This is a genomic window from Sphingopyxis sp. SCN 67-31 (genome assembly GCF_001725095.1).
This window is the reverse complement of sequence record NZ_MEFH01000019.1, coordinates 20,789-40,037: the sequence shown is the minus strand read 5'-3', so window position 1 is coordinate 40,037 and position 19,249 is coordinate 20,789. Positions and strand designations below refer to the sequence as shown.

Annotated in this window: 13 protein-coding genes; 8 read left to right on the top strand and 5 right to left on the bottom strand. The window is 66.7% G+C overall.

Features of this window, described 5'->3' with window-relative positions; genetic code table 11:
* Positions 1 to 359: 359 nt before the first annotated feature.
* Genes ABS88_RS03805 through ABS88_RS03790 form a run of 4 tightly spaced genes read right to left on the bottom strand, consistent with a single transcriptional unit; the run spans position 360 to position 5,299 of the window.
* Positions 360 to 674 (bottom strand): ArsR/SmtB family transcription factor, encoded by a 315-nt coding sequence (locus ABS88_RS03805; protein ID WP_067186244.1) that lies wholly within the window; start codon positions 672 to 674, stop codon positions 360 to 362.
* Positions 671 to 3,883, bottom strand: coding sequence for an efflux RND transporter permease subunit (locus tag ABS88_RS03800; protein ID WP_286749114.1), 3,213 nt, complete (start codon positions 3,881 to 3,883; stop codon positions 671 to 673). Before ABS88_RS03800 ends, ABS88_RS03805 begins: the two co-directional genes overlap by 4 nt.
* Positions 3,880 to 4,932, bottom strand: coding sequence for an efflux RND transporter periplasmic adaptor subunit (locus ABS88_RS03795; protein ID WP_067186246.1), 1,053 nt, complete (start codon positions 4,930 to 4,932; stop codon positions 3,880 to 3,882). The genes ABS88_RS03800 and ABS88_RS03795 overlap by 4 nt, the downstream gene beginning before the upstream one ends.
* 28 nt (positions 4,933 to 4,960) lie before the next feature.
* On the bottom strand, positions 4,961 to 5,299 hold the full coding sequence (locus ABS88_RS03790) for a rhodanese-like domain-containing protein (RefSeq protein ID WP_067111338.1): 339 nt from the start codon (positions 5,297 to 5,299) through the stop codon (positions 4,961 to 4,963).
* An 81-nt stretch (positions 5,300 to 5,380) separates the two neighbouring features.
* On the opposite strand from ABS88_RS03790, the gene ABS88_RS03785 reads away from it, so the two are divergent.
* The 4 genes from ABS88_RS03785 to ABS88_RS03770 all read left to right on the top strand — a co-directional run bounded on the left by ABS88_RS03785 (position 5,381) and on the right by ABS88_RS03770 (position 9,507).
* The gene (locus tag ABS88_RS03785) at positions 5,381 to 6,658 is read left to right on the top strand and encodes an NAD(P)/FAD-dependent oxidoreductase (protein ID WP_067111341.1); all 1,278 of its coding nucleotides are present in this window, start codon (positions 5,381 to 5,383) and stop codon (positions 6,656 to 6,658) included.
* Positions 6,659 to 6,684: 26 nt separating this feature from the next.
* A complete protein-coding gene (locus ABS88_RS03780; RefSeq protein WP_067111344.1) occupies positions 6,685 to 6,888 on the top strand; it encodes a YgaP family membrane protein in 204 nt (67 codons plus the stop codon).
* Positions 6,888 to 8,150 (top strand): TolC family protein, encoded by a 1,263-nt coding sequence (locus ABS88_RS03775; protein ID WP_234002682.1) that lies wholly within the window; start codon positions 6,888 to 6,890, stop codon positions 8,148 to 8,150. The genes ABS88_RS03780 and ABS88_RS03775 overlap by 1 nt, the downstream gene beginning before the upstream one ends.
* Before the next feature lie 79 nt (positions 8,151 to 8,229).
* A complete protein-coding gene (locus ABS88_RS03770) occupies positions 8,230 to 9,507 on the top strand; it encodes an alginate export family protein (protein ID WP_148650927.1) in 1,278 nt (425 codons plus the stop codon).
* 116 nt (positions 9,508 to 9,623) lie between these two features.
* Here the strand turns inward: ABS88_RS03770 and ABS88_RS03765 are convergent, their stop codons facing one another.
* On the bottom strand, positions 9,624 to 10,316 hold the full coding sequence (locus tag ABS88_RS03765; RefSeq protein ID WP_067111353.1) for a helix-turn-helix domain-containing protein: 693 nt from the start codon (positions 10,314 to 10,316) through the stop codon (positions 9,624 to 9,626).
* Positions 10,317 to 10,525: 209 nt separating this feature from the next.
* Between ABS88_RS03765 and ABS88_RS03760 the strand changes: the two genes are divergently transcribed.
* From ABS88_RS03760 to narJ, 4 genes are read left to right on the top strand one after another with little or no spacing between them, the layout of a single operon-like run.
* Complete coding sequence (locus tag ABS88_RS03760) at positions 10,526 to 13,291, top strand: nitrate/nitrite transporter (protein WP_199775019.1); 2,766 nt, start codon at positions 10,526 to 10,528, stop codon at positions 13,289 to 13,291.
* On the top strand, positions 13,288 to 17,025 hold the full coding sequence (locus ABS88_RS03755; RefSeq protein ID WP_067186251.1) for a nitrate reductase subunit alpha: 3,738 nt from the start codon (positions 13,288 to 13,290) through the stop codon (positions 17,023 to 17,025). The genes ABS88_RS03760 and ABS88_RS03755 overlap by 4 nt, the downstream gene beginning before the upstream one ends.
* Complete coding sequence (gene narH / locus ABS88_RS03750) at positions 17,022 to 18,548, top strand: nitrate reductase subunit beta (protein WP_067111361.1); 1,527 nt, start codon at positions 17,022 to 17,024, stop codon at positions 18,546 to 18,548. The genes ABS88_RS03755 and narH overlap by 4 nt, the downstream gene beginning before the upstream one ends.
* Positions 18,548 to 19,246 carry a nitrate reductase molybdenum cofactor assembly chaperone gene (gene narJ, locus ABS88_RS03745; RefSeq protein ID WP_067186253.1) on the top strand — a complete coding sequence of 233 codons (699 nt, stop codon included), beginning with the start codon at positions 18,548 to 18,550 and terminating at the stop codon, positions 19,244 to 19,246. The genes narH and narJ overlap by 1 nt, the downstream gene beginning before the upstream one ends.
* Positions 19,247 to 19,249 lie beyond the last annotated feature (3 nt).

Sequence of the window (19,249 nt, the reverse complement as noted above, 5' to 3'; positions counted from 1 at the left end):
ATCCCCTTCCGACAGGTGAGCGTTCCCCGGCGAAAGCCGGGGTCCAGCTACGTGCGCCTGCCTCGCATGGACCCCGGCTTTCGCCGGGGATCACCAGCGTCCCTGTCTCAGGGGTATAAACGCCAACCTGTTTCAGAGCCTGCCCCGGACCCGATCCGGGGGTCCATGGCCTGCCCTCGACTGAAAGGCGGCGCAAAAGGGAAGGTCCGGCCATGGATGCTGAAACAAGTTCAGCATGACGAACGGATGAGGCGGCTCGCCGAAGCCCGAATCCCCAAAGGACGCAGAATCACCATGCACATGTGGGGCTTTTGTGGCTTTAAGCGACAACGACGGGACCGAAGCCTGCTCCAACGGCCTCAGTCGGGCGGCCCGAAGCGGTCGCACAGCATGTCGATCAGCTTGCGGACGCTGTCATCGGCGAGGCTGTAGTAGATGGTCGTGCCGCCGCGGCGGGTCTTGACCAGCCCGCCCTCGCGCAGCCGTCCCAGATGCTGCGACATGCTGGCCTGCGATTGTCCGCACAGCTCGACCAGCTGTCCGACCGCATATTCCCCCTCCATCAGCCGGCACAGGATCAGCAGACGCTGTTCGTGGGCGAGCAGCTTCAGCACGCTCGCGGCATGCGCGGCGTGCTGGGCGAGTTGGGCCAGGGGCGTGTCGAGCGGCATCATCTGGTCGCGGGCTTCCCGTCGTCTCGAAGAAGGATGTAGATCGCGGGAATAACCAGCACTGTCAGCAACGTCGAGGAGGCAAGGCCGAACAGCAGCGAAATCGCGAGACCCTGAAAGATCGGGTCGGTCAGGATCACCGCCGCGCCGATCATCGCCGCGAGCGCGGTGAGCAGGATCGGCTTGAACCGGATCGCCCCCGCTTCGAGCAGGACGTCGCGCAAGCCTTTGTCGGGCGTCGCGGCGTGGCGGATGAAATCGACCAGCAGGATCGAATTGCGCACGATGATGCCGGCCAGCGCGATGAAGCCGATCATCGACGTCGCCGTGAACGGCGCGCGGAACAGCATGTGGCCGATGACGATGCCGACCAGCGTCAGCGGCACCGGGGTCAGGATGACGAGCGGCAGGCGGAAGCTGCGGAACTGCGCGACGACGAGGATATAGATGCCCAGCAAGGCCACCATGAAGGCGCCGCCCATGTCGCGGAACGTGACCCAGGTGATCTCCCACTCGCCGTCCCACAGCAGCGCCGGGGCGCTTTCGTCGGCGGGCTGGCCGTTGAGGCGGATGGCGGGCTTCGTCAGCCCCTTCGCGGCCCAGTCATGGGCCTCCACCGCCCGATCGACCGCCAGCATGCCATAGATCGGCGCTTCATAGGTCCCCGCCAGTTCCGCCATCACCATGTCGGCATAGCGGCCGTCGCGCCGGAAGATGGCGGGGCTTCCCGCCTCGGCCCGCGCTTCGACCACGGCGCCCAGGTCGATGAGCTGGCCCCCCGGGGCCTGCGCGACGGGGGTGCTCGACAGCGCCTGCGTCCAGCTCCGGTCCTTCTGTTCGAGCGCGATAGTGATCGGAAGCGGCGTGCGCCCGTCGCCGCGCGGGGCATAGCCCACCGTCTGGCTGCCCATCAGCATGGCGATTCTATCGGTGACCTGCCGCTGCGACAGCCCGTAATAATCGACGCGGTCGCGCTGGATGTCGAGGCGGAGCCGGGGCCGCGGCGCGCCGAAGCTGTTGTCGACGTCGACGATGAAGGGGATGGATCGAAAGATCGCCTCCAGTTCGGTCGCCGTCTTTCGGCGCGTGGCGGCGTCCGGGCCGTAAACTTCGGCAAGCAGAGTCGCGAGCACGGGCGGCCCCGGCGGCGTTTCCACCACCTTGATCGAGGCGCTGTCCGGCAGCTTCAGCGCCTTCAACCGCTGACGCAGGTCCAGCGCGATTTCATGGCTCGACCGGCTGCGGTCGCCCTTTGGAAGCAGCGTCACCATCACGTCGCCCTGTTCGGGCTGCGCGCGCAGGAAATAATGGCGGACGAGGCCGTTGAAGTTGAACGGCGCCGATGTGCCCGCGTAAAGCTCCATCGCCATCGCCTCGGGCAGCGTGCGCGCGATCCCCGCGACGTCCTCCAGAACCCGGCCGGTGTTTTCGAGCGCCGTCCCCTCGGGCATGTCGACCACGACCTGAACCTCCGACTTGTTGTCGAAGGGGAGCAGTTTCACCGTAACCGCCTTGAAATAGAACATCGAGCAGGCGACGAGCGTCGCGACGCCGACCGCGATCAGGAAATTGCGCGCCGACCGCCGCGTGTCGATCACGCGATGCGCGACGCGGGCGTAAAGCTGCCCCAGCCTGCCGCCGCTTTCGTCATGGCCGTGGACCAGCGCCTTGCGGGCGAAGCGGATCATCAACCACGGCGCGATGACGACGGCGACGAAAAAGGAGAAGATCATCGCCGCCGAGGCGTTGACCGGGATCGGCGCCATATAGGGGCCCATCAGGCCGGAAACGAACAGCATGGGAAGCAGCGCCGCAACGACCGTCAGAGTCGCGACCACCGTCGGGTTGCCGACCTCCGCCACCGCCTCGATCGCTGCCTGGGCGCGGCTGCGACCATCATCCATCGCCCAGTGGCGCGCGATATTCTCGATCATCACGATCGCGTCGTCGACGAGGATGCCGATCGAGAAGATCAGCGCGAACAGGCTGACGCGGTTGATCGTATAGCCCATCAGGTTCGACGCGAACATGGTGAGCAGGATCGTCGTCGGAATGACCACGGCCGTCACCGCCGCCTCGCGCCAGCCGATGGCGAAGCCGATCAGCGCGACGATCGAAACGGTCGCCAGCGCCAGATGGAACAGCAGTTCGTTCGCCTTTTCGTTCGCCGTCTCGCCATAGTTGCGGGTGACGGCGACCTCGACGCCGTCGGGGATCAGCTTGCCTTTCAGGCCTTCGACGCGTTCGAGGATGGCGTCGGAGACGACAACGGCGTTGGCCCCCGCCCGCTTGGCGAAAGCGATGCTGACAGCGGGCGCGCTGTCCCACTTGCCGTCCCCGGTTCCATCGTCCGACTTCGCCCAGCGCCACGCCCGCGCCTGATCCTCACGCGGCCCCTGTGTGACGCTCGCGACGTCGCGAAGATAGACAGGAGCGCCGCCGGCGGACCGCACCGTCAGCAGCCCCACCTCTTGCGCCGACGCCAGCGTGCGGCCCGCAGTCACGCCGACCGCCTTGCCGTCCTCGCGGACGGTGCCGAGCGGAACGCTGCGGTTGGCCTGCGACGCCGCCTCGACCACGCTACCCAGCGGCACGCCATATTGGCGCAGCTTCGCGGGGTCGGGGGCGATGCGGATTTCCTCCGGACGGCCGCCGACGAGGAAGGTCAGCCCGACGTCGTCGACCTTGGCGACCTCGGTGCGCAGCTTCGCCGCCAGTTCGTAAAGGCTGCCGTCGTTCCATTGCCCCGCGGCGCCCGGCCTCGGCGACAGCGTCAGGACGACCGCGGGCACGTCGTTGATGCCGCGCACCGTCACCTTGGGATCGGGAACGCCGACGGGTTTCCGATCCCAATTGGCGCGCAGCTTCTCCTCGATGCGGATCGCGGCATCCTCGGGGTTCGACCCGACGAGGAAGCGCGCCGTCACCATCACTCCGTCGTCCTGCGCCTGCGTATAGACATGCTCGACACCGTCGACGCTCTTGACGATCGTCTCGAGCGGAATGCCGACCAGTTCGGTCGCATCGGCGGCGGAGAAGCCGGGGGCCATCACCTGGATGTCGACCATCGGTACGCTGATCTGCGGTTCCTCCTCGCGCGGGATGGAGAAGAGGGCGAGCAGGCCGACGGCGATCGCAGCGAGAAGGAACAGCGGCGTCAAAGGCGACGCGATCGTCGCCCTTGTCAGGCGGCCCGAGATGCCGAGGTTCATGGGCGCACGGCCTTGACGGGCTTTCCGGGAGCGAACAGCGTGTCGCCCGCCGCCACGCCGCTCAATATCTCGACCCGATCCGGATCGGTGGTGGGGGCGATCTGGACCGGGACCATGCTCAGCCGCTTGCCGCCGGTAACGAGCTGGACCTGATCCATGCCATAGCGCGTGGTGACGAAAGCACGCGGCACCACCAGCGCCCGACGCGTCCCGACCTCGACCGAGGCGCTCACGCGGCGGCCGATGAACCGGGTGTCGAGGCCGGGCAGCGTCGCATCGACGCGGACCCGCCCGCCGGTGATCGCGGGATAGACCTGCGTCACGCTGCCCTCGCGCGGCCCGGAAGGCGCGCCCGCATCGTTCGACCCCATATCGCCGACGATCACCCGAGCGCCGGGACGAACCTGCCCGGCGGCCGATTCGGGCAACATCAGGCGCAGCACCGGGGGGCCCGCGGTGACGGTCGCGATCGACATGCCCGGCGCGACGACCGAGCCCGCCGGAATATCGGCGCGAAGCACGCGACCGCTCGCGGGTGCGAGCACCGCGCCCTGCCCCGCGACGCTGGCGCTCGCGCCCTGCTGCGCGCGCGCCGCCGCGACCTGCGCATCGGCGGCGCGCGCCGCAGCCACCGCCTGATCGAGCCGCGCCTTTGCATAAACTCCGTGCCCGTAAAGGTCGCGGATGCGGGCAATATCGGCATTGGCGCGCGCGGCCTCGGCCTGGGCGGCGGCGACCTGCGCGCCATAAGCACTCGTTTCGTAACCGAGCCGCGAATCGACGATCATACCGATGCGCTGGCCCTTTTCGACCGTGTCGCCTTCGCGGACGGATAGGGTGACGAGCGTGCCGGCTATGCGCGCCAACGCCTCGGCCTGATCGCGCGTAGCAATCTCCGCGCCCACCGCCTTCATGTCGGCGATCTGGGCGTCCGCAAGGCGTAGGGTGGTACCGGCGGGAAGCGCCGCGGCCGCCGCGCCGCGCTCCGGTTCGCCGCCGCAGGCCGATAGCGCCAGAACGGCGCCCGCCAACCAATAGCCCTTGCCCATCCCGCTATATCCCTTCTCGCGGCGACATTCAGCCGCCGACCACCGGAAACCCGGCATTCCTCCACGCGGCGATGCCGCCTGCGAGATGCGTATCGATCGCGCTGCGCGCCCGCGCGCATTGATCGAGCGCCTGCCCGGAGCGCCGCCCGCCCGCGCATTGCAGCACGACCGTCCGCCCTTCGGGATCAGGGATATTACGAGGTGAAAAGCTCGACAGCGGCATGTTTACTGCGCCCGCGATATGGCCGGTCGCGAACTCGCCCGCCTCGCGCACGTCGATCAGGAGCGCCCGGCCGGCCTCCAGCATCGCGCGCAGCTCGGCGGGTCCGACCTCGCGGTGAGCGTCGCGCTTTCGCAACCCGAACATGGATTTTCCCCCTTTTGACTTGATAGTTGCATATAATATGTAAATCTTATATAGTCAACATATGGGACGGAGGGATTGCAGATGGACAAGCCGCTGATCGTGATATTGGGCGCCGGACTTGGCGGCACGCTCGCCGCATACGAGATCAGGGCGGCAGTCGGAAATCGCGCCGACGTGATGACGGTGTCCGACACGGATACATATAGTTTCGTGCCTTCCAACCCCTGGGTCGCGGTGCGCTGGCGCGAACCGGAGGCAATCCAGATCCATCTCCCGCCCGTGTTCGAAAGGAAGAAGATCGGCTTTTCCGCGGTGGGTGCCCGGCGGCTTCATGCCGAAGAGAAGCGACTCGAACTCAAGGACGGAACATCGGTCAATTACGACTATCTTGTAATCGCAACGGGTCCCGATCTCGCCTTCGACGAAATCGAGGGGCTGGGGCCGCAGGGCCATACCGTCTCGATCTGCCAGACCGCCCATGCCGCCGACGCGGCCGATGCGTTCGACGCCTTTGTCGCAAACCCCGGGCCGATCGTCGTCGGCGCGGTCCAGGGGGCTTCCTGCTACGGCCCGGCCTACGAATTCGCGCTGATCCTCGATACCGAACTCCGCCGCCGCAAGATTCGCGACAAGGTGCCGATGACCTTCGTCACCGCCGAACCCTATATCGGGCACCTCGGCCTCGACGGCGTGGGCGACACCAAGTCGCTGCTCGAAAGCGAACTGCGCGAGCGCCACATCAAATGGATCACCAATGCGCGCGTGACCGGGGTCGAGCCCGATGTCATGCATGTCGAAGAAGTGGGTGAGGACGGCGCGGTCAGGAAAACGCACGACCTGCCCTTTGGCTATTCGATGCTGCTCCCTGCCTTCCGTGGCGTCCCCGCCATCCGCGACATCGCGGGGCTGACCAATCCGCGCGGCTTCGTCATCGTCGACAGTTGCCAGCGCAACCCCGCCTTTCCCGAAATCTTCGCGCTCGGCGTCTGCGTCGCCATTCCGCCGACGGGTCCGACCCCGGTGCCGGTCGGCGTTCCCAAGACCGGCTTCATGATCGAATCGATGGTGACGGCGATCGCCGCCAACATCGCGGCAATCCTCGACGGCAAGGAACCGGCGGCCGAGGCGACGTGGAACGCCGTGTGCCTCGCCGACTTCGGCGACGGCGGCGTCGCCTTCGTCGCCCAGCCGCAGATTCCGCCGCGCAACGTCAACTGGTCGGCAAGCGGCAAATGGGTCCATCTCGCCAAGATCGGCTTCGAAAAATATTTCCTGCGCAAGATCCGCCGGGGCGAGAGCGAACCCTTCTACGAGAAGCTGGCGCTTCACGTCATGGGTATCCGCAAGTTGCGTTTCTGACTGTCCGCAAAAGAAGGAGTGCAAAGATGACCCTCGACCGTGCCGTGATGGCGTTCGCCGGATGCGTCGTGCTGATCGGCGTCGCCCTGTCGCTCACCGTGCATCCGTGGTGGATCGCGCTGACGGCCTTCGCCGGCCTCAACATGCTCCAGGCGAGCCTTACCGGCTTCTGCCCTGCCGCCCGGCTGTTCAAGGCGTTCGGCGTGCGTCCGGGGGCCGCCTTCCGGTGATGTCCGTGCGGTCGATCGCCCTCCCCACGCTGGCCGGCCTGCTCGCGAGCGTCGCCATGCCTGCGCAGGCGACGACGCTGCAAGAAGCGATCGCGGCCGCCATGACCCACGCGCCCGAGATCGAGGCTGCGCGCGCCGATGCCGACGCCGCCGACGCGCGCATTGCCGAGGCCAAGGGTCACGGCCTGCCCAGCGCGGTGCTGAGCGGGACGATCGGCCAGGGGCGGCTCGACCCACAGGGCTATTTCGGCCTTCCGGCGGCGACCGTCACTCCGCGCGCCGCGCAGCTCGTCATCGAGCAGCCGCTGTTCACGGGCGGCCGGGTCGGCGCGGGGATCGCGCAGGCGAAGGCGGGCAGCGAGGCCGCGCGCGCCGGCGAGGCGATGACCCGCAGCCGGATCGTCGTCGATACGGTCCGCGCCTATGGCGACGTACTGACGGCGCGGCACATGATCGCGCTCTACGAACAGATGGTCGGGCAGATGGAGGAAATCCAGCGTCACGCCCGGCTTCGTTTCGCTGCCGGCGAAAGCCCCAACACCGACGTCGCCCAGGCCGCCGCGCGCCTCGCCGAGGCGCAGGCGGCGCTCGAACGCGCGCGCGGCCTTGCCGTCTCGGCGGACGCGCGCTTCGCCAACCTGACCGGTCTTGCGCCGCAGAACCTGCGGCCGCTTCCGGCGAATCCGGCGATGCCCGCGTCGCTCGACGAGACCCTCGACAGTGCGCGCGCGAACAACCCCGCCCTTATTCAGGCCGAGGCGGCGCTGGAGGCCGCGCGCGCGGCGGCGCGGGGTGCACGCGCCGAACGCTTGCCCACGGTCGGAGCCTTCGCCGAAGGATCGACGCTGCGCGACCAGTTCTTCCCCGACTACCGCGCCGACGGCGCCACGGTCGGCGTGCGCGCGCGCTGGCAATTGTTCGCCGGCGGGCGCGTCGCGGCGAAGATCGCCGAATCGGACGGCGCCGTCCGGGCGGCCGACGCCCGGGTCCGCGCGGCGCGGTCCGCCGTCGACGAACAGACGATCGGCGCGTTTCAGGATGTTCGGACCGCCGAACTGGTCGAAGCCGCCGCCGCCCGGCAGCGGCTCGCCGCCGACCAGGCGCGCGAAAGCGTCCGCCACGAGGTTCGGGTGGGCATGAAACCCCAGCTCGACTGGCTCGACGCCGAGCGCGAGGCAACCGCGGCGGCGGTTGGCGAGGCCGTGGCACAGGCCGACCGTATCGTCGCCGCCTACCGCCTCCTCGCGCTGATCGGACGCTGAGACGGGTCCGGGTCGATATTCCCGACCGCAATTGACGGATATCAATTCCTAAAGCGCGCGAAGGTGCAAGAGCGCCGCCATGATACAGAACCGATCCGCATCCTCATCCCTGATCTGGCGCCATGGACTGGCGATGGTCCTGATCGGATCGGTCACGCCATGGTCGAGCGCCGCGGCACAGGGCACGTCCGCGCCATCGGCGCCCGCGGTATCGCCCGCCTCGCCCGACCCGATCACCCCCTATCTGCACGCCCGCTATCGCCTCGAAACGGTCGATCAGGCGGACATCGCCCAGTCGGCCACAGCATCCACGCTGCGGCTGCGCGCCGGGCTGCGCACCGCGGTCTGGAACGGGCTGAGCGCGTTGGTCGAGGGCGAGGCGGTCGTGCGACTCGGCCCCAGGGATTATAACGACACGGTCAACGGCCGCACCGCCTATCCGGCCGTGCCCGACCCGACCGACGTCCTGCTCAACCAGGCCTATGTGCGCTGGCAGCCGGCGCGGGAACTCGACGTCGTCGCCGGACGGCAGACCGTCAATCTCGACAACCAGCGCTGGGTCGGCAGCGTCGACTGGCGCCAGAACGACCAGACGCTCGACGCGGTGCGGGTCGGGATCGCACCCGCGGCGGGCGCGCGGATCGACTATGTGCACAGCTGGCGGGTCAACCGCGTGTTCGGGCCCGATTCGCCGCAGGGAATCTGGCGCGATTCGAACATCCACCTGTTGCGCGGCTCGGCGACGGTGCCGACCGCCGGCACGTTGACCGCCTATGGCTATTGGCTCGACCTGCCCGCCGCGCCCGCCCTGTCGTCACGCACGCTGGGCGTCCGCTTCGCGGGCGATCATGCCATGGACGGCGGCGTCAAGCTGTATATGGCCGGCGAATATGCGCATCAGCGAAGCCATGGCGCCAATCCGCGCCGCATCGGCCACGACTATTGGCTGATCGAGCCGGGCCTCGGGGTCGGGCCGGTCGTCGCGCGCGTCGGCTATGAACGGCTGGAGGGCGACGGCACGACGGCGCTTCAGACCCCGCTCGCCACGCTGCATGCGTTCAACGGCTGGACCGACCGCTTCCTGACGACGCCCGCCGACGGTCTGCGCGACCTGTATGGCGATCTGCAATGGCGTCTGGGTCCGGTGTTCACCGATGCGCCGGCGACGCTGCGTTTGCAGTGGCACGATTTCAACGCGACGCACGGCGGCCGAAACTACGGTCGCGAAGCCGGGGCGTGGCTGACCGTGCCGGTGACGCGGCGGATCACGACCTCTTTCAAGCTGTCGCATTACGATGCGCAGCGATTCGCCAGCGACACCACCAAGGCGTGGCTGTCGATCGAGGCGCGTTATTAGAGACAGGCCCAGCCGGCACGATATTCCCCTTCCCCTTCAGGGGAGCGGGCGGGGTGGGGTCCTTCGGCCTATTGCGATCCCACCCCAATTCCTTCGCACCTTGCGCGACCCGATAGTCACTGGTCGTCGATGACCATGTCGGGCCGCGCAAGGGCGGTGAGCTTCGCGCGATCGACGATCCGCACCGTCGGTCCGTTGATCAGCGCCCCATGATCGGCCAGCGCGCCGCAGGCGCGCGACAGATTTTCCGGCGCCATGCCGAGCAGCGAGGCAATCACGCGCTTTTCGGCCGGCAGGGTGAATTGGGCCGCACCGCCCTGCGCCTTGCTTTCCAGCAACAGGAAATTGGCGAGGCGTTCGAGCGTCTGCCGGACCTTCATGTCGGTGAGGGCGCGAATCACGGTGCGATAGCGCAATGCGATTTCGGTCAGCGCGCTCTGCGCGAATGCGCTGTCGCGGACGATGGCGTCGCGCAGCAGCGAGGACGGGATCATCAATATGCGCGACGCCGACAACGTCCGCGCGGACATCAGATAGCGCTGATCGGTATAGGCCGCGGCCAGGATGAAGCTCGAAACCGGCCGCACCAGCTGAACCGTGACCTCGCGTCCCGCGCTCGCGGTATAGAGTTCCACCAGCCCGTCGACGAGGATATGCAGGAAATCGGCGCGCGCGCCAACCTCGAACAGACGAAGGGCGGGCGGAAACACCTGAAGGAAGGCGGCGGCAAAGACCGAATCGCGTAATTCGGGCTGCATCGCCGCAAACATCGGCAGGGTCGCGATTTCAGGGATTTCTTCGCTGCGCATCACCCTCGGCTACGTAGATGATTGCGCAATGTCAATCATTCGATTGACTATTATCACCCTATTTTCAGCTTTCGACGAAGTCTGGATTGCGCCGCATCAGGCGGGGGCGATTTTACCGCTGATGCCGACGAAGTTTGACGCAGGTCAACGGCGCTTTTCGGCCCCGTCGGCATGGGTACGGCCACCATATGCCCGAAGGGGAAAATAAAGTGGCATCGACAGCACAGGTGCAACCGACCCGAAGCCAGCAGAACGGCGCGCTGACGCTCAGCACCGTCGCCTTCACTGTGTGTTTCGCGGTGTGGACGATCTTCGCGATCGTCGGCATCGAGATCAAGAGGGAGCTCGGCCTCAGCGAGACCCAGTTCGGCCTGCTCATCGGCACGCCGATCCTGACCGGGTCGCTGGTGCGCGTCTTTCTGGGCGTGTGGACCGACCAGTTCGGCGGCCGGATCGTCTTTCCGCTGACCATGCTGGCATCGGCGGGGGCGACCTTCCTGTTGTCGCACGCCGCAACCTATCCGCTGATGCTGCTCGCCGCGCTGGGGATGGGTGTCGCGGGCGGCGGCTTCTCGGTCGGCGTCGCCTATGTGTCCAAATGGTATCCGCCCGAAAAACAGGGGTCGGCGCTCGGTATCTTCGGAATGGGGAACGTCGGGGCGGCAGTCACCAAATTCTTCGCGCCCTGGGTGATGGTCGCGCTCGGCTGGCAGGCTGTGGCGCAGTTCTGGGCGGCGGGGCTCGCCGCGGTCGCGGTGCTGTTCTTCCTGTTCGCGAAGGACGACCCGGCGCTCGCGGCCCGGCGACGCAGCGGCACTCCGCCGCGTTCGTTCCGGGAACAGCTCGCCCCGCTCAAGAATGAGCAGATCTGGCGCTTCTCGCTCTATTACTTCTTCGTCTTCGGCGCGTTCGTCGCGCTGGCGCTGTGGCTGCCCGAATATCTGATGGGAGTCTACGGCGTCGACGTGAAGGTCGCCGGCATGCTGGCGGCCGCCTTCTCGCTGTCCGCTTCGGTCTTCCGGGCCTATGGCGGCATGCTGTCCGATCGCTTCGGCGCCCGGCGCGTCATGTACATGACCTTCGGCATGTCGCTGGTGCTGCTGTTCATGCTCTCCTATCCGGCGACCGACTATACGGTTCACGGCATCCACGGCGACATCCGCTTCTCGACTTCGATGGGGCTCGTCCCCTTCGTGGTCGTGATCTTCATCCTCGGCTTCTTCATGTCGCTCGGCAAGGCGGCGGTCTACAAGCATATCCCCGTCTATTATCCCGACCATGTCGGCTCGGTCGGCGGTCTCGTCGGCATGATCGGCGGGCTGGGCGGGTTCGTGCTGCCGATCGTCTTCGGCGCCGTCAGCGACCTGACCGGCATCTGGACGAGCTGCTTCGTCGTGCTGTTCCTGCTGGTGGCGGTCGCCTTCATCTGGATGCACACGGCGGTCCGCCAGATGGAGCGCGAAGCCGCCGAAGCGACCACCCTGCCGCCTTTCCCCGAACTGGCGAAGGTCCATGCCGAGCGCGTCAAGGCGCAGCAGGCCGTTCACGCCGCGACCGGCTCGCCGCGTGTGCTCAAGGAGTGGCAGCCCGAAGACCCCGCCTTCTGGAAGGAGGTCGGCCAGAAAGTGGCGCACCGCAACCTATGGCTTTCCGTGCCCGCGCTGCTGCTGGCGTTCGCGGTGTGGATGGTCTGGTCGGTGGTCGTGGCAAAGCTGCCGCTGATCGGTTTCAACTACACCACCGACCAGCTCTTCTGGCTCGCGGCGCTTCCCGGCCTGTCGGGCGCGACCTTCCGCATCTTCTACAGCTTCATGGTGCCGATCTTCGGCGGCCGGCTGTGGACGACGCTGAGCACGGCATCGCTGCTGATCCCCGCGTTCGGGATCGGCTATGCGGTGCAGAATCCCGCGACGCCCTATTTCATCTTCCTGGTGCTGGCGCTGCTGTGCGGGTTCGGCGGGGGCAATTTCGCTTCTTCGATGGCGAATATCGGTTTCTTCTTTCCCAAGGCGCAGAAGGGCAGCGCGCTGGCCGTCAACGCGGGCCTCGGCAATCTGGGCGTGTCGGTGATGCAGTTCGGCGTCCCGCTCGTCATTACCGCGGGGGTGTTCGGCGCGCTCGGCGGCACGCCGCAGATCGCCACGGACGGCAGCCAGCTCTGGCTCCAGAACGCGGGCTTCATCTGGGTGCCCTTCATCATCGCCTCGACGATCCTCACCTGGCTGGGGATGAACGACATCGCCGACGCGAAGGCGAGCTTCGCCGAGCAGGCGGTGATCTTCCAGCGCAAGCACAACTGGCTGATGAGCTGGCTCTATACCGGCACGTTCGGGTCGTTCATCGGCTTTTCCGCAGGCCTTCCCCTGCTCGCCAAGCATCAGTTCCCCGATATCGACGTCCTGAAGTTCGTCTTCCTCGGCCCACTCGTCGGTGCGATCAGTCGTGCGGCGACCGGCTGGATTTCCGACCGCTGGGGCGGCGCACGGGTCACCTTGTGGGTGTTCCTGCTGATGATGGCCGGCGTCGTCGGCGTGATCTATGCGCTCGAAGCCGAAAGCTGGTGGGGTTTCCTCGGCATGTTCGTGTTCATGTTCGCTGTCACCGGGGTGGGCAACGCCTCCACCTTCCAGATGATCCCCAACATCATGCGGCTGGAGGTGCCGCGCCTGATGCCGCATCTGTCCGCAGCCGACCAACTGCGGCAGGCGGAGAAGGAATCGGCGGCGATCGTCGGCTTTACCTCCGCCATCGCGGCCTATGGCGCCTTCTTCATCCCCAAGAGCTTCGGCTCCTCCATTTCGGCGACGGGGTCGCCGCTGGCGGCGCTGATCGGCTTCCTCGCCTTCTATGCGAGTTGCGCCGCGCTGACCTGGTTCGTCTACACGCGGCGCGGCGGACTGCTGTATGATATCGAGCGGGGACGCGTTCCCGCCCCCGTCGCCCCATCCACCCTCACCCAGGGAGTTTCCGCATGAGCCAGCTGCTCGACCGCCTGACCTTCTTCCGCAAGACGAAGCAAAGCTTTGCCGACGGGCACGGCGTCACCACCAATCAGAGCCGCGACTGGGAGGACGGCTATCGCAAGCGCTGGCAGCACGACAAGATCGTGCGCTCGACGCACGGCGTGAACTGCACCGGCTCCTGTTCGTGGAAGATCTACGTCAAGGGCGGGATCATCACCTGGGAAACGCAGCAGACCGACTATCCGCGCACGCGGCCCGACCTGCCCAACCACGAACCGCGCGGCTGCCCGCGCGGGGCAAGTTACAGCTGGTACATCTATTCGGCGCAGCGCCTGAAATATCCGATGGTGCGCTCGCGCCTGCTCAAGCTGTGGCGCACGGCGCGCGCGATCCGCACGCCGGTCGCCGCCTGGGCGTCGATCGTCGAGGATCCGGCGAAGCGCAAGAGCTACACCGCGATCCGCGGCCATGGCGGCTTCGTCCGGTCGACCTGGGACGAGGTGAACGAGATCATCGCCGCCGCCAACGCCTATACGGTCAAGGCCCACGGTCCCGACCGCGTCGTCGGCTTTTCGCCGATCCCGGCGATGTCGATGGTCTCCTATGCCGCGGGCGCGCGCTATCTGTCGCTGCTCGGCGGCACCTGCCTCAGCTTCTACGACTGGTACTGCGACCTGCCGCCGTCCAGCCCACAGACCTGGGGCGAGCAGACTGACGTCCCCGAAAGCGCCGACTGGTACAACGCCGGTTTCCTGATGATGTGGGGCTCCAACGTGCCGCAGACACGCACGCCCGACGCCCATTTCATGACCGAGGCGCGCTACCGCGGCACCAAGGTCGCCGTCGTCTCCCCCGATTATGCCGAGGCGACCAAGTTCGCCGACCTCTGGCTCAATCCCAAGCAGGGCACCGACGCCGCGCTGGCGATGGCGATGGGGCATGTCATCCTGCGCGAATTCCACCTCGACCGGCAGGCCGAATATTTCGAGGACTACTGCCGCAAATATTCGGACATGCCGATGCTGGTCCGGCTTGTGCCCGGCAAGGGCGGGCTGGTCCCCGAACGGCTGGTGCGCGCATCCGATTTCGCCGATGCGCTCGGCGAGGCCAACAACCCCGAATGGAAGACGGTGGCGATCGACGCCAACACCGGCCGACCGGTGGCACCGCTCGGCTCGGCGGGCTTCCGCTGGGGTGAGCAGGGCAAGTGGAACCTCGAGGAAAAGGACGGACGGGGCGCGGACACGAACCTGCGCATGACCGCGATCCTCGATAGCGATCACGACGATGTCGTCGATGTCGCCTTTCCCTATTTCGGCAACCGCGAGCATGACCATTTCAAGGGCACCGAGCATTCAGACGTGCTGCCCCGCCGCGTGCCGGTGCGCGAAATGGCGCTGAAGGACGGCAAGGCCTATGTCGCCACGGTGTTCGACCTGTTTTGCGCGAATTATGGCCTCGACCGGGGGCTGGGCGGCGGGAATGTCGCGCGCGATTATGCGGAAAACATGCCCTACACGCCCGCGTGGGCGGAGCGGATCACCGGTGTGCCCGCCGACCAGATCATCACCATCGCGCGCGAATTCGCGCACAATGCGGAGATCACCAGGGGCAAGTCGATGGTGATCCTGGGGGCCGGCCTGAACCACTGGTACCACATGGACATGAACTATCGCGGCATCATCAACATGCTGGTGATGTGCGGGTGCGTCGGCCAGTCCGGCGGCGGCTGGTCGCACTATGTCGGGCAGGAGAAGCTGCGGCCGCAGACGGGCTGGACCGCGCTCGCCTTCGCGCTCGACTGGAACCGGCCGCCGCGCCACATGAACGGCACCAGCTTCTTCTATGCCCACACCGACCAGTGGCGTTACGAGACGCTGGACGTCGGGGAGATATTGTCCCCCACCGCGCCGGAGGGCGACTGGGACGCGAGCCTGATCGACTACAACGTCCGCGCCGAGCGCATGGGCTGGCTCCCGTCCGCGCCGCAGCTCAAGACCAATTCGCTGGACGTGGGCAAGGCGGTCAGGGCGTCGGGCAAGGAGGCGAAGGATTATGTCGCCGCGGCGCTGAAATCGGGCGAGCTGGAACTGTCCTGCCTCGACCCCGACAATCCGGCCAACTGGCCGCGCAACATGTTCGTCTGGCGCTCGAACCTGCTCGGCTCGTCGGGCAAGGGGCACGAATATTTCCTGAAGCATCTGCTTGGCACCGCGCACGGCGTCCAGGGCAAGGACCTGGGCGAGGCCGGCCGGCAGAAGCCCAAGGAAGTCGTGTGGCGCGACGAGGCGCCGCAGGGCAAGCTGGACCTGCTGGTCACGCTGGATTTCCGCATGTCGACGACCTGCGTCTATTCGGACATCGTGCTGCCGACCGCGAGCTGGTATGAAAAGGACGACCTCAACACGTCCGACATGCACCCGTTCATCCATCCGCTGTCCGCCGCGGTCGACCCGGTGTGGGAATCGCGCAGCGACTGGGAAATCTACAAGGGCATCGCCAAGCGATTCTCCGAGGTCGCGCCGGAGGTGCTGGGGGTCGAGCACGACGTGGTGCTGACCCCCATCCAGCACGACAGCCCCAACGAGATCGCGCAGCCCTTCGACGTCGCTGACTGGGGCAAGGGCGAAATCGAGCCCATCCCCGGCAAGACGATGGCGACCGTCGCGCTGGTCGAGCGCGACTATCCCAATCTCCACAAGCGCTTCACGTCGCTCGGCCCGCTGATGGAGAAGCTGGGCAACGGCGGCAAGGGCATCGGCTGGAACACCGACCACGAGGTCGAGAATCTGCGGGCGCTGAACGGCGCGGTGCTCGACGAAGGCGTGTCGAAGGGCCTGCCGCGGATCGACACCGCGATCGACGCGGCCGAGGTGATCCTGATGCTCGCGCCCGAAACCAACGGCGAGGTCGCGGTGAAGGCCTGGGGCGCGCTGTCGCAGAACACCGGGCGCGACCACACCCATCTGGCGCTGCCCAAGGAAGAGGAGAAGATCCGGTTCCGCGACATCCAGGCGCAACCGCGCAAGATCATCTCCTCCCCCACCTGGTCGGGGCTGGAGAGCGAGCATGTCTGCTACAACGCCGGCTATACCAACGTCCACGAACTGATCCCGTGGCGGACGCTGACCGGGCGGCAGCAGCTGTATCAGGATCACAAGTGGATGCGCGCCTTCGGCGAAGGCTTCTGCGTCTATCGCCCGCCCATCGACACCAAGGCGGTGAAGCCGATGATCGACGAGGCGAAGGATGCGCCGCACGTCATCCTCAACTTCATCACCCCGCACCAGAAATGGGGCATCCATTCGACCTACACCGACAATCTGCTGATGCTGACGCTGTCGCGCGGCGGGCCGATCGTGTGGATGAGCGAGGTCGACGCCGCCAAGGCGGGGCTGGTCGACAACGACTGGGTGGAGGTTTTCAACAGCAACGGGGCGCTCGTCGCGCGCGTCGTCGTCTCGCAGCGCATGAAGGAGGGCACGCTGTTCATGTATCACGCGCAGGAGAAGATCGTGAACGTCCCCGGATCGCCGCTGACCGGACAGCGCGGCGGCATCCATAATTCAGTGACGCGCGCGGTCCTGAAGCCCACGCACATGATCGGCGGCTATGCCCATCTGGCCTATGGCTTCAACTATTATGGAACGGTCGGGTCCAACCGCGACGAATATGTGATCGTCCGCAAATTGCAGAAGGTCGACTGGCTCGAAGGGGCCCTCGCCGAAGGGGAGACGGTAGCATGAAGATTCGCGCCCAGATCGGCAAGGTGCTCAACCTCGACAAGTGCATCGGCTGCCACACCTGTTCGGTGACGTGCAAGAATGTGTGGACCAGCCGCGAAGGCATGGAATATGCCTGGTTCAACAACGTCGAGACCAAGCCCGGCATCGGCTATCCCAAGGACTGGGAGAATCAGAAGCGCTGGAACGGCGGTTGGGTCCGCACCGCGGGCGGTTCGATCCGCCCGCGCATGGGCGGCAAATGGCGGTTGCTGGCCAAGATTTTCGCCAACCCGGACCTGCCCGAGATCGACGATTATTACGAGCCCTTCACCTTCGACTATGCCCACCTCCAGCAGGCGGGCGAAAGCAAGGCCTTCCCCACCGCGCGGCCGCGCAGCCTGATTTCGGGCGAACGGATGGAAAAGGTGAAATGGGGCCCAAACTGGGAAGAGATACTGGGCGGCGAATTCGCGAAGCGGTCGGAGGATTACAACTTCGAGGGCGTCCAGAAGGAAATCTACGGCCAGTTCGAGAACACCTTCATGATGTATCTGCCGCGATTGTGCGAGCACTGCCTCAACCCGACGTGCGTCGCGGCCTGCCCGTCGGGCGCGATCTACAAGCGCGAGGAGGACGGTATCGTCCTGATCGACCAGGAGGCATGCCGCGGCTGGCGCATGTGCGTGTCGGGCTGTCCCTACAAGAAAATCTATTACAACTGGAAAACCGGCAAGTCGGAGAAGTGCATCTTCTGCTATCCGCGCATCGAGGCGGGGCAGCCGACGGTCTGTTCCGAAACCTGCGTCGGGCGCATCCGCTATCTGGGCGTGATGCTCTATGACGCCGACCGCATCGAAGAAGCGGCGAGCGTCGAGGACGTCGAGGACCTCTATCAGGCGCAGCTCGACATCTTCCTCGATCCCCACGATCCGGCGGTGATCGAACAGGCGCGCAAGGACGGCGTCCCCGAAGCGTGGCTGGAGGCGGCGCGCCATTCGCCCGTCTACAAGATGGCGATGGAATGGAAGGTCGCCTTCCCGCTCCATCCCGAATATCGCACGCTGCCGATGGTCTGGTACGTGCCGCCGCTGTCGCCGATCAACTCGGCGGCGACCGCGGGGCAGATTTCGGTCAACAACGGCATGCCCGACGTCCGGTCGCTGCGCATCCCGCTCAAATATCTCGCCAACCTGCTGACCGCAGGCGACGAGGAGCCGATCGCGCGCTGCCTCGAACGGATGCTCGCCATGCGCGGCTACATGCGCGCGAAGACCGTCGAGGGCGTGCGGAACGAGGGCATTGCCTCGGCCGTCGGCCTGACCGGCGCGCAGATCGAGGAGATGTACAAGGTGATGGCGCTGGCGGACTATGAGGACCGCTTCGTCATCCCGACGGGCCACCGCGAGGATGCCGAGGACATGTTCGACGAGCGCGGATCGTGCGGCTTTTCGTTCGGCAACGGCTGTTCGAGCGGGACCAGCGAGACGAACCTGTTCGGCGCCCCGGCGCGCAAGAAGCTGCAAACGCCGACGGAGGTGTTCTGATGCGCGCGCTGCACCTCTTGTCGCTGCTGCTGCAATATCCGACGCCCGAACTGCAGGCCGTCTGCGGCGAGATTCGCGAGCGGCTGGCGGCCGACGCGGACCTGCCGCCGGACACCGTTCGCCGGCTTCACCCGCTGCTGACCCGGCTGGCCGCGAGCGACATCTATGCCGCGCAGGAAGCCTATGTCGAGCTGTTCGACCGCGGCCGGGCGCACAGCCTGCACCTGTTCGAGCATGTCCACGGCGAAAGCCGCGACCGCGGCCAGGCGATGGTCGACCTGCGCGAACGCTATCTGGGCGCGGGGCTGGAGCCGACGGGGAACGAGCTGCCCGACTATCTGCCGCTCTTCCTCGATTATTGCTCGACGCTGCCGCCCGAGGCGGCGCGCGAGGCGCTGGCCGAACCGGGCGTGGTGCTGGTCGCGCTGGCGGCGCGGCTGGCCGAGCGCGAGTCGGACTATGCGCCGCTGCTCGCGCTGCTCTGCGACATCGCCGGCGTCGAGCAGGACGAGGACGCGCAGAAGGCGCTGTCGCCCGTCGACGACCCCGCCGACCTGGAGGCGCTCGACCGGCAATGGGCCGAAGAGGAAATCCGCTTCACCGCCGACGCCGCGCCCGACCCCAATGCCCCCTGCCCGCAGGTGGGCGGCATGCTGGACCGCATGCTTTCGCCCGCCCCGACGCCAGCAAGGAATTGAGCC

What these genes read in the sequence shown, in the direction of transcription:
- ABS88_RS03805 (WP_067186244.1), bottom strand. Translation starts at nt 674, where the DNA reads ATGATGCCGCTCGACACGCCCCTGGCCCAACTCGCCCAGCACGCCGCG.
- ABS88_RS03800 (WP_286749114.1), bottom strand. Translation starts at nt 3,883, where the DNA reads ATGAACCTCGGCATCTCGGGCCGCCTGACAAGGGCGACGATCGCGTCG.
- ABS88_RS03795 (WP_067186246.1), bottom strand. Translation starts at nt 4,932, where the DNA reads ATGGGCAAGGGCTATTGGTTGGCGGGCGCCGTTCTGGCGCTATCGGCC.
- ABS88_RS03790 (WP_067111338.1), bottom strand. Translation starts at nt 5,299, where the DNA reads ATGTTCGGGTTGCGAAAGCGCGACGCTCACCGCGAGGTCGGACCCGCC.
- ABS88_RS03785 (WP_067111341.1), top strand. Translation starts at nt 5,381, where the DNA reads ATGGACAAGCCGCTGATCGTGATATTGGGCGCCGGACTTGGCGGCACG.
- ABS88_RS03780 (WP_067111344.1), top strand. Translation starts at nt 6,685, where the DNA reads ATGACCCTCGACCGTGCCGTGATGGCGTTCGCCGGATGCGTCGTGCTG.
- ABS88_RS03775 (WP_234002682.1), top strand. Translation starts at nt 6,888, where the DNA reads ATGTCCGTGCGGTCGATCGCCCTCCCCACGCTGGCCGGCCTGCTCGCG.
- ABS88_RS03770 (WP_148650927.1), top strand. Translation starts at nt 8,230, where the DNA reads ATGATACAGAACCGATCCGCATCCTCATCCCTGATCTGGCGCCATGGA.
- ABS88_RS03765 (WP_067111353.1), bottom strand. Translation starts at nt 10,316, where the DNA reads ATGCGCAGCGAAGAAATCCCTGAAATCGCGACCCTGCCGATGTTTGCG.
- ABS88_RS03755 (WP_067186251.1), top strand. Translation starts at nt 13,288, where the DNA reads ATGAGCCAGCTGCTCGACCGCCTGACCTTCTTCCGCAAGACGAAGCAA.
- narH (WP_067111361.1), top strand. Translation starts at nt 17,022, where the DNA reads ATGAAGATTCGCGCCCAGATCGGCAAGGTGCTCAACCTCGACAAGTGC.
- narJ (WP_067186253.1), top strand. Translation starts at nt 18,548, where the DNA reads ATGCGCGCGCTGCACCTCTTGTCGCTGCTGCTGCAATATCCGACGCCC.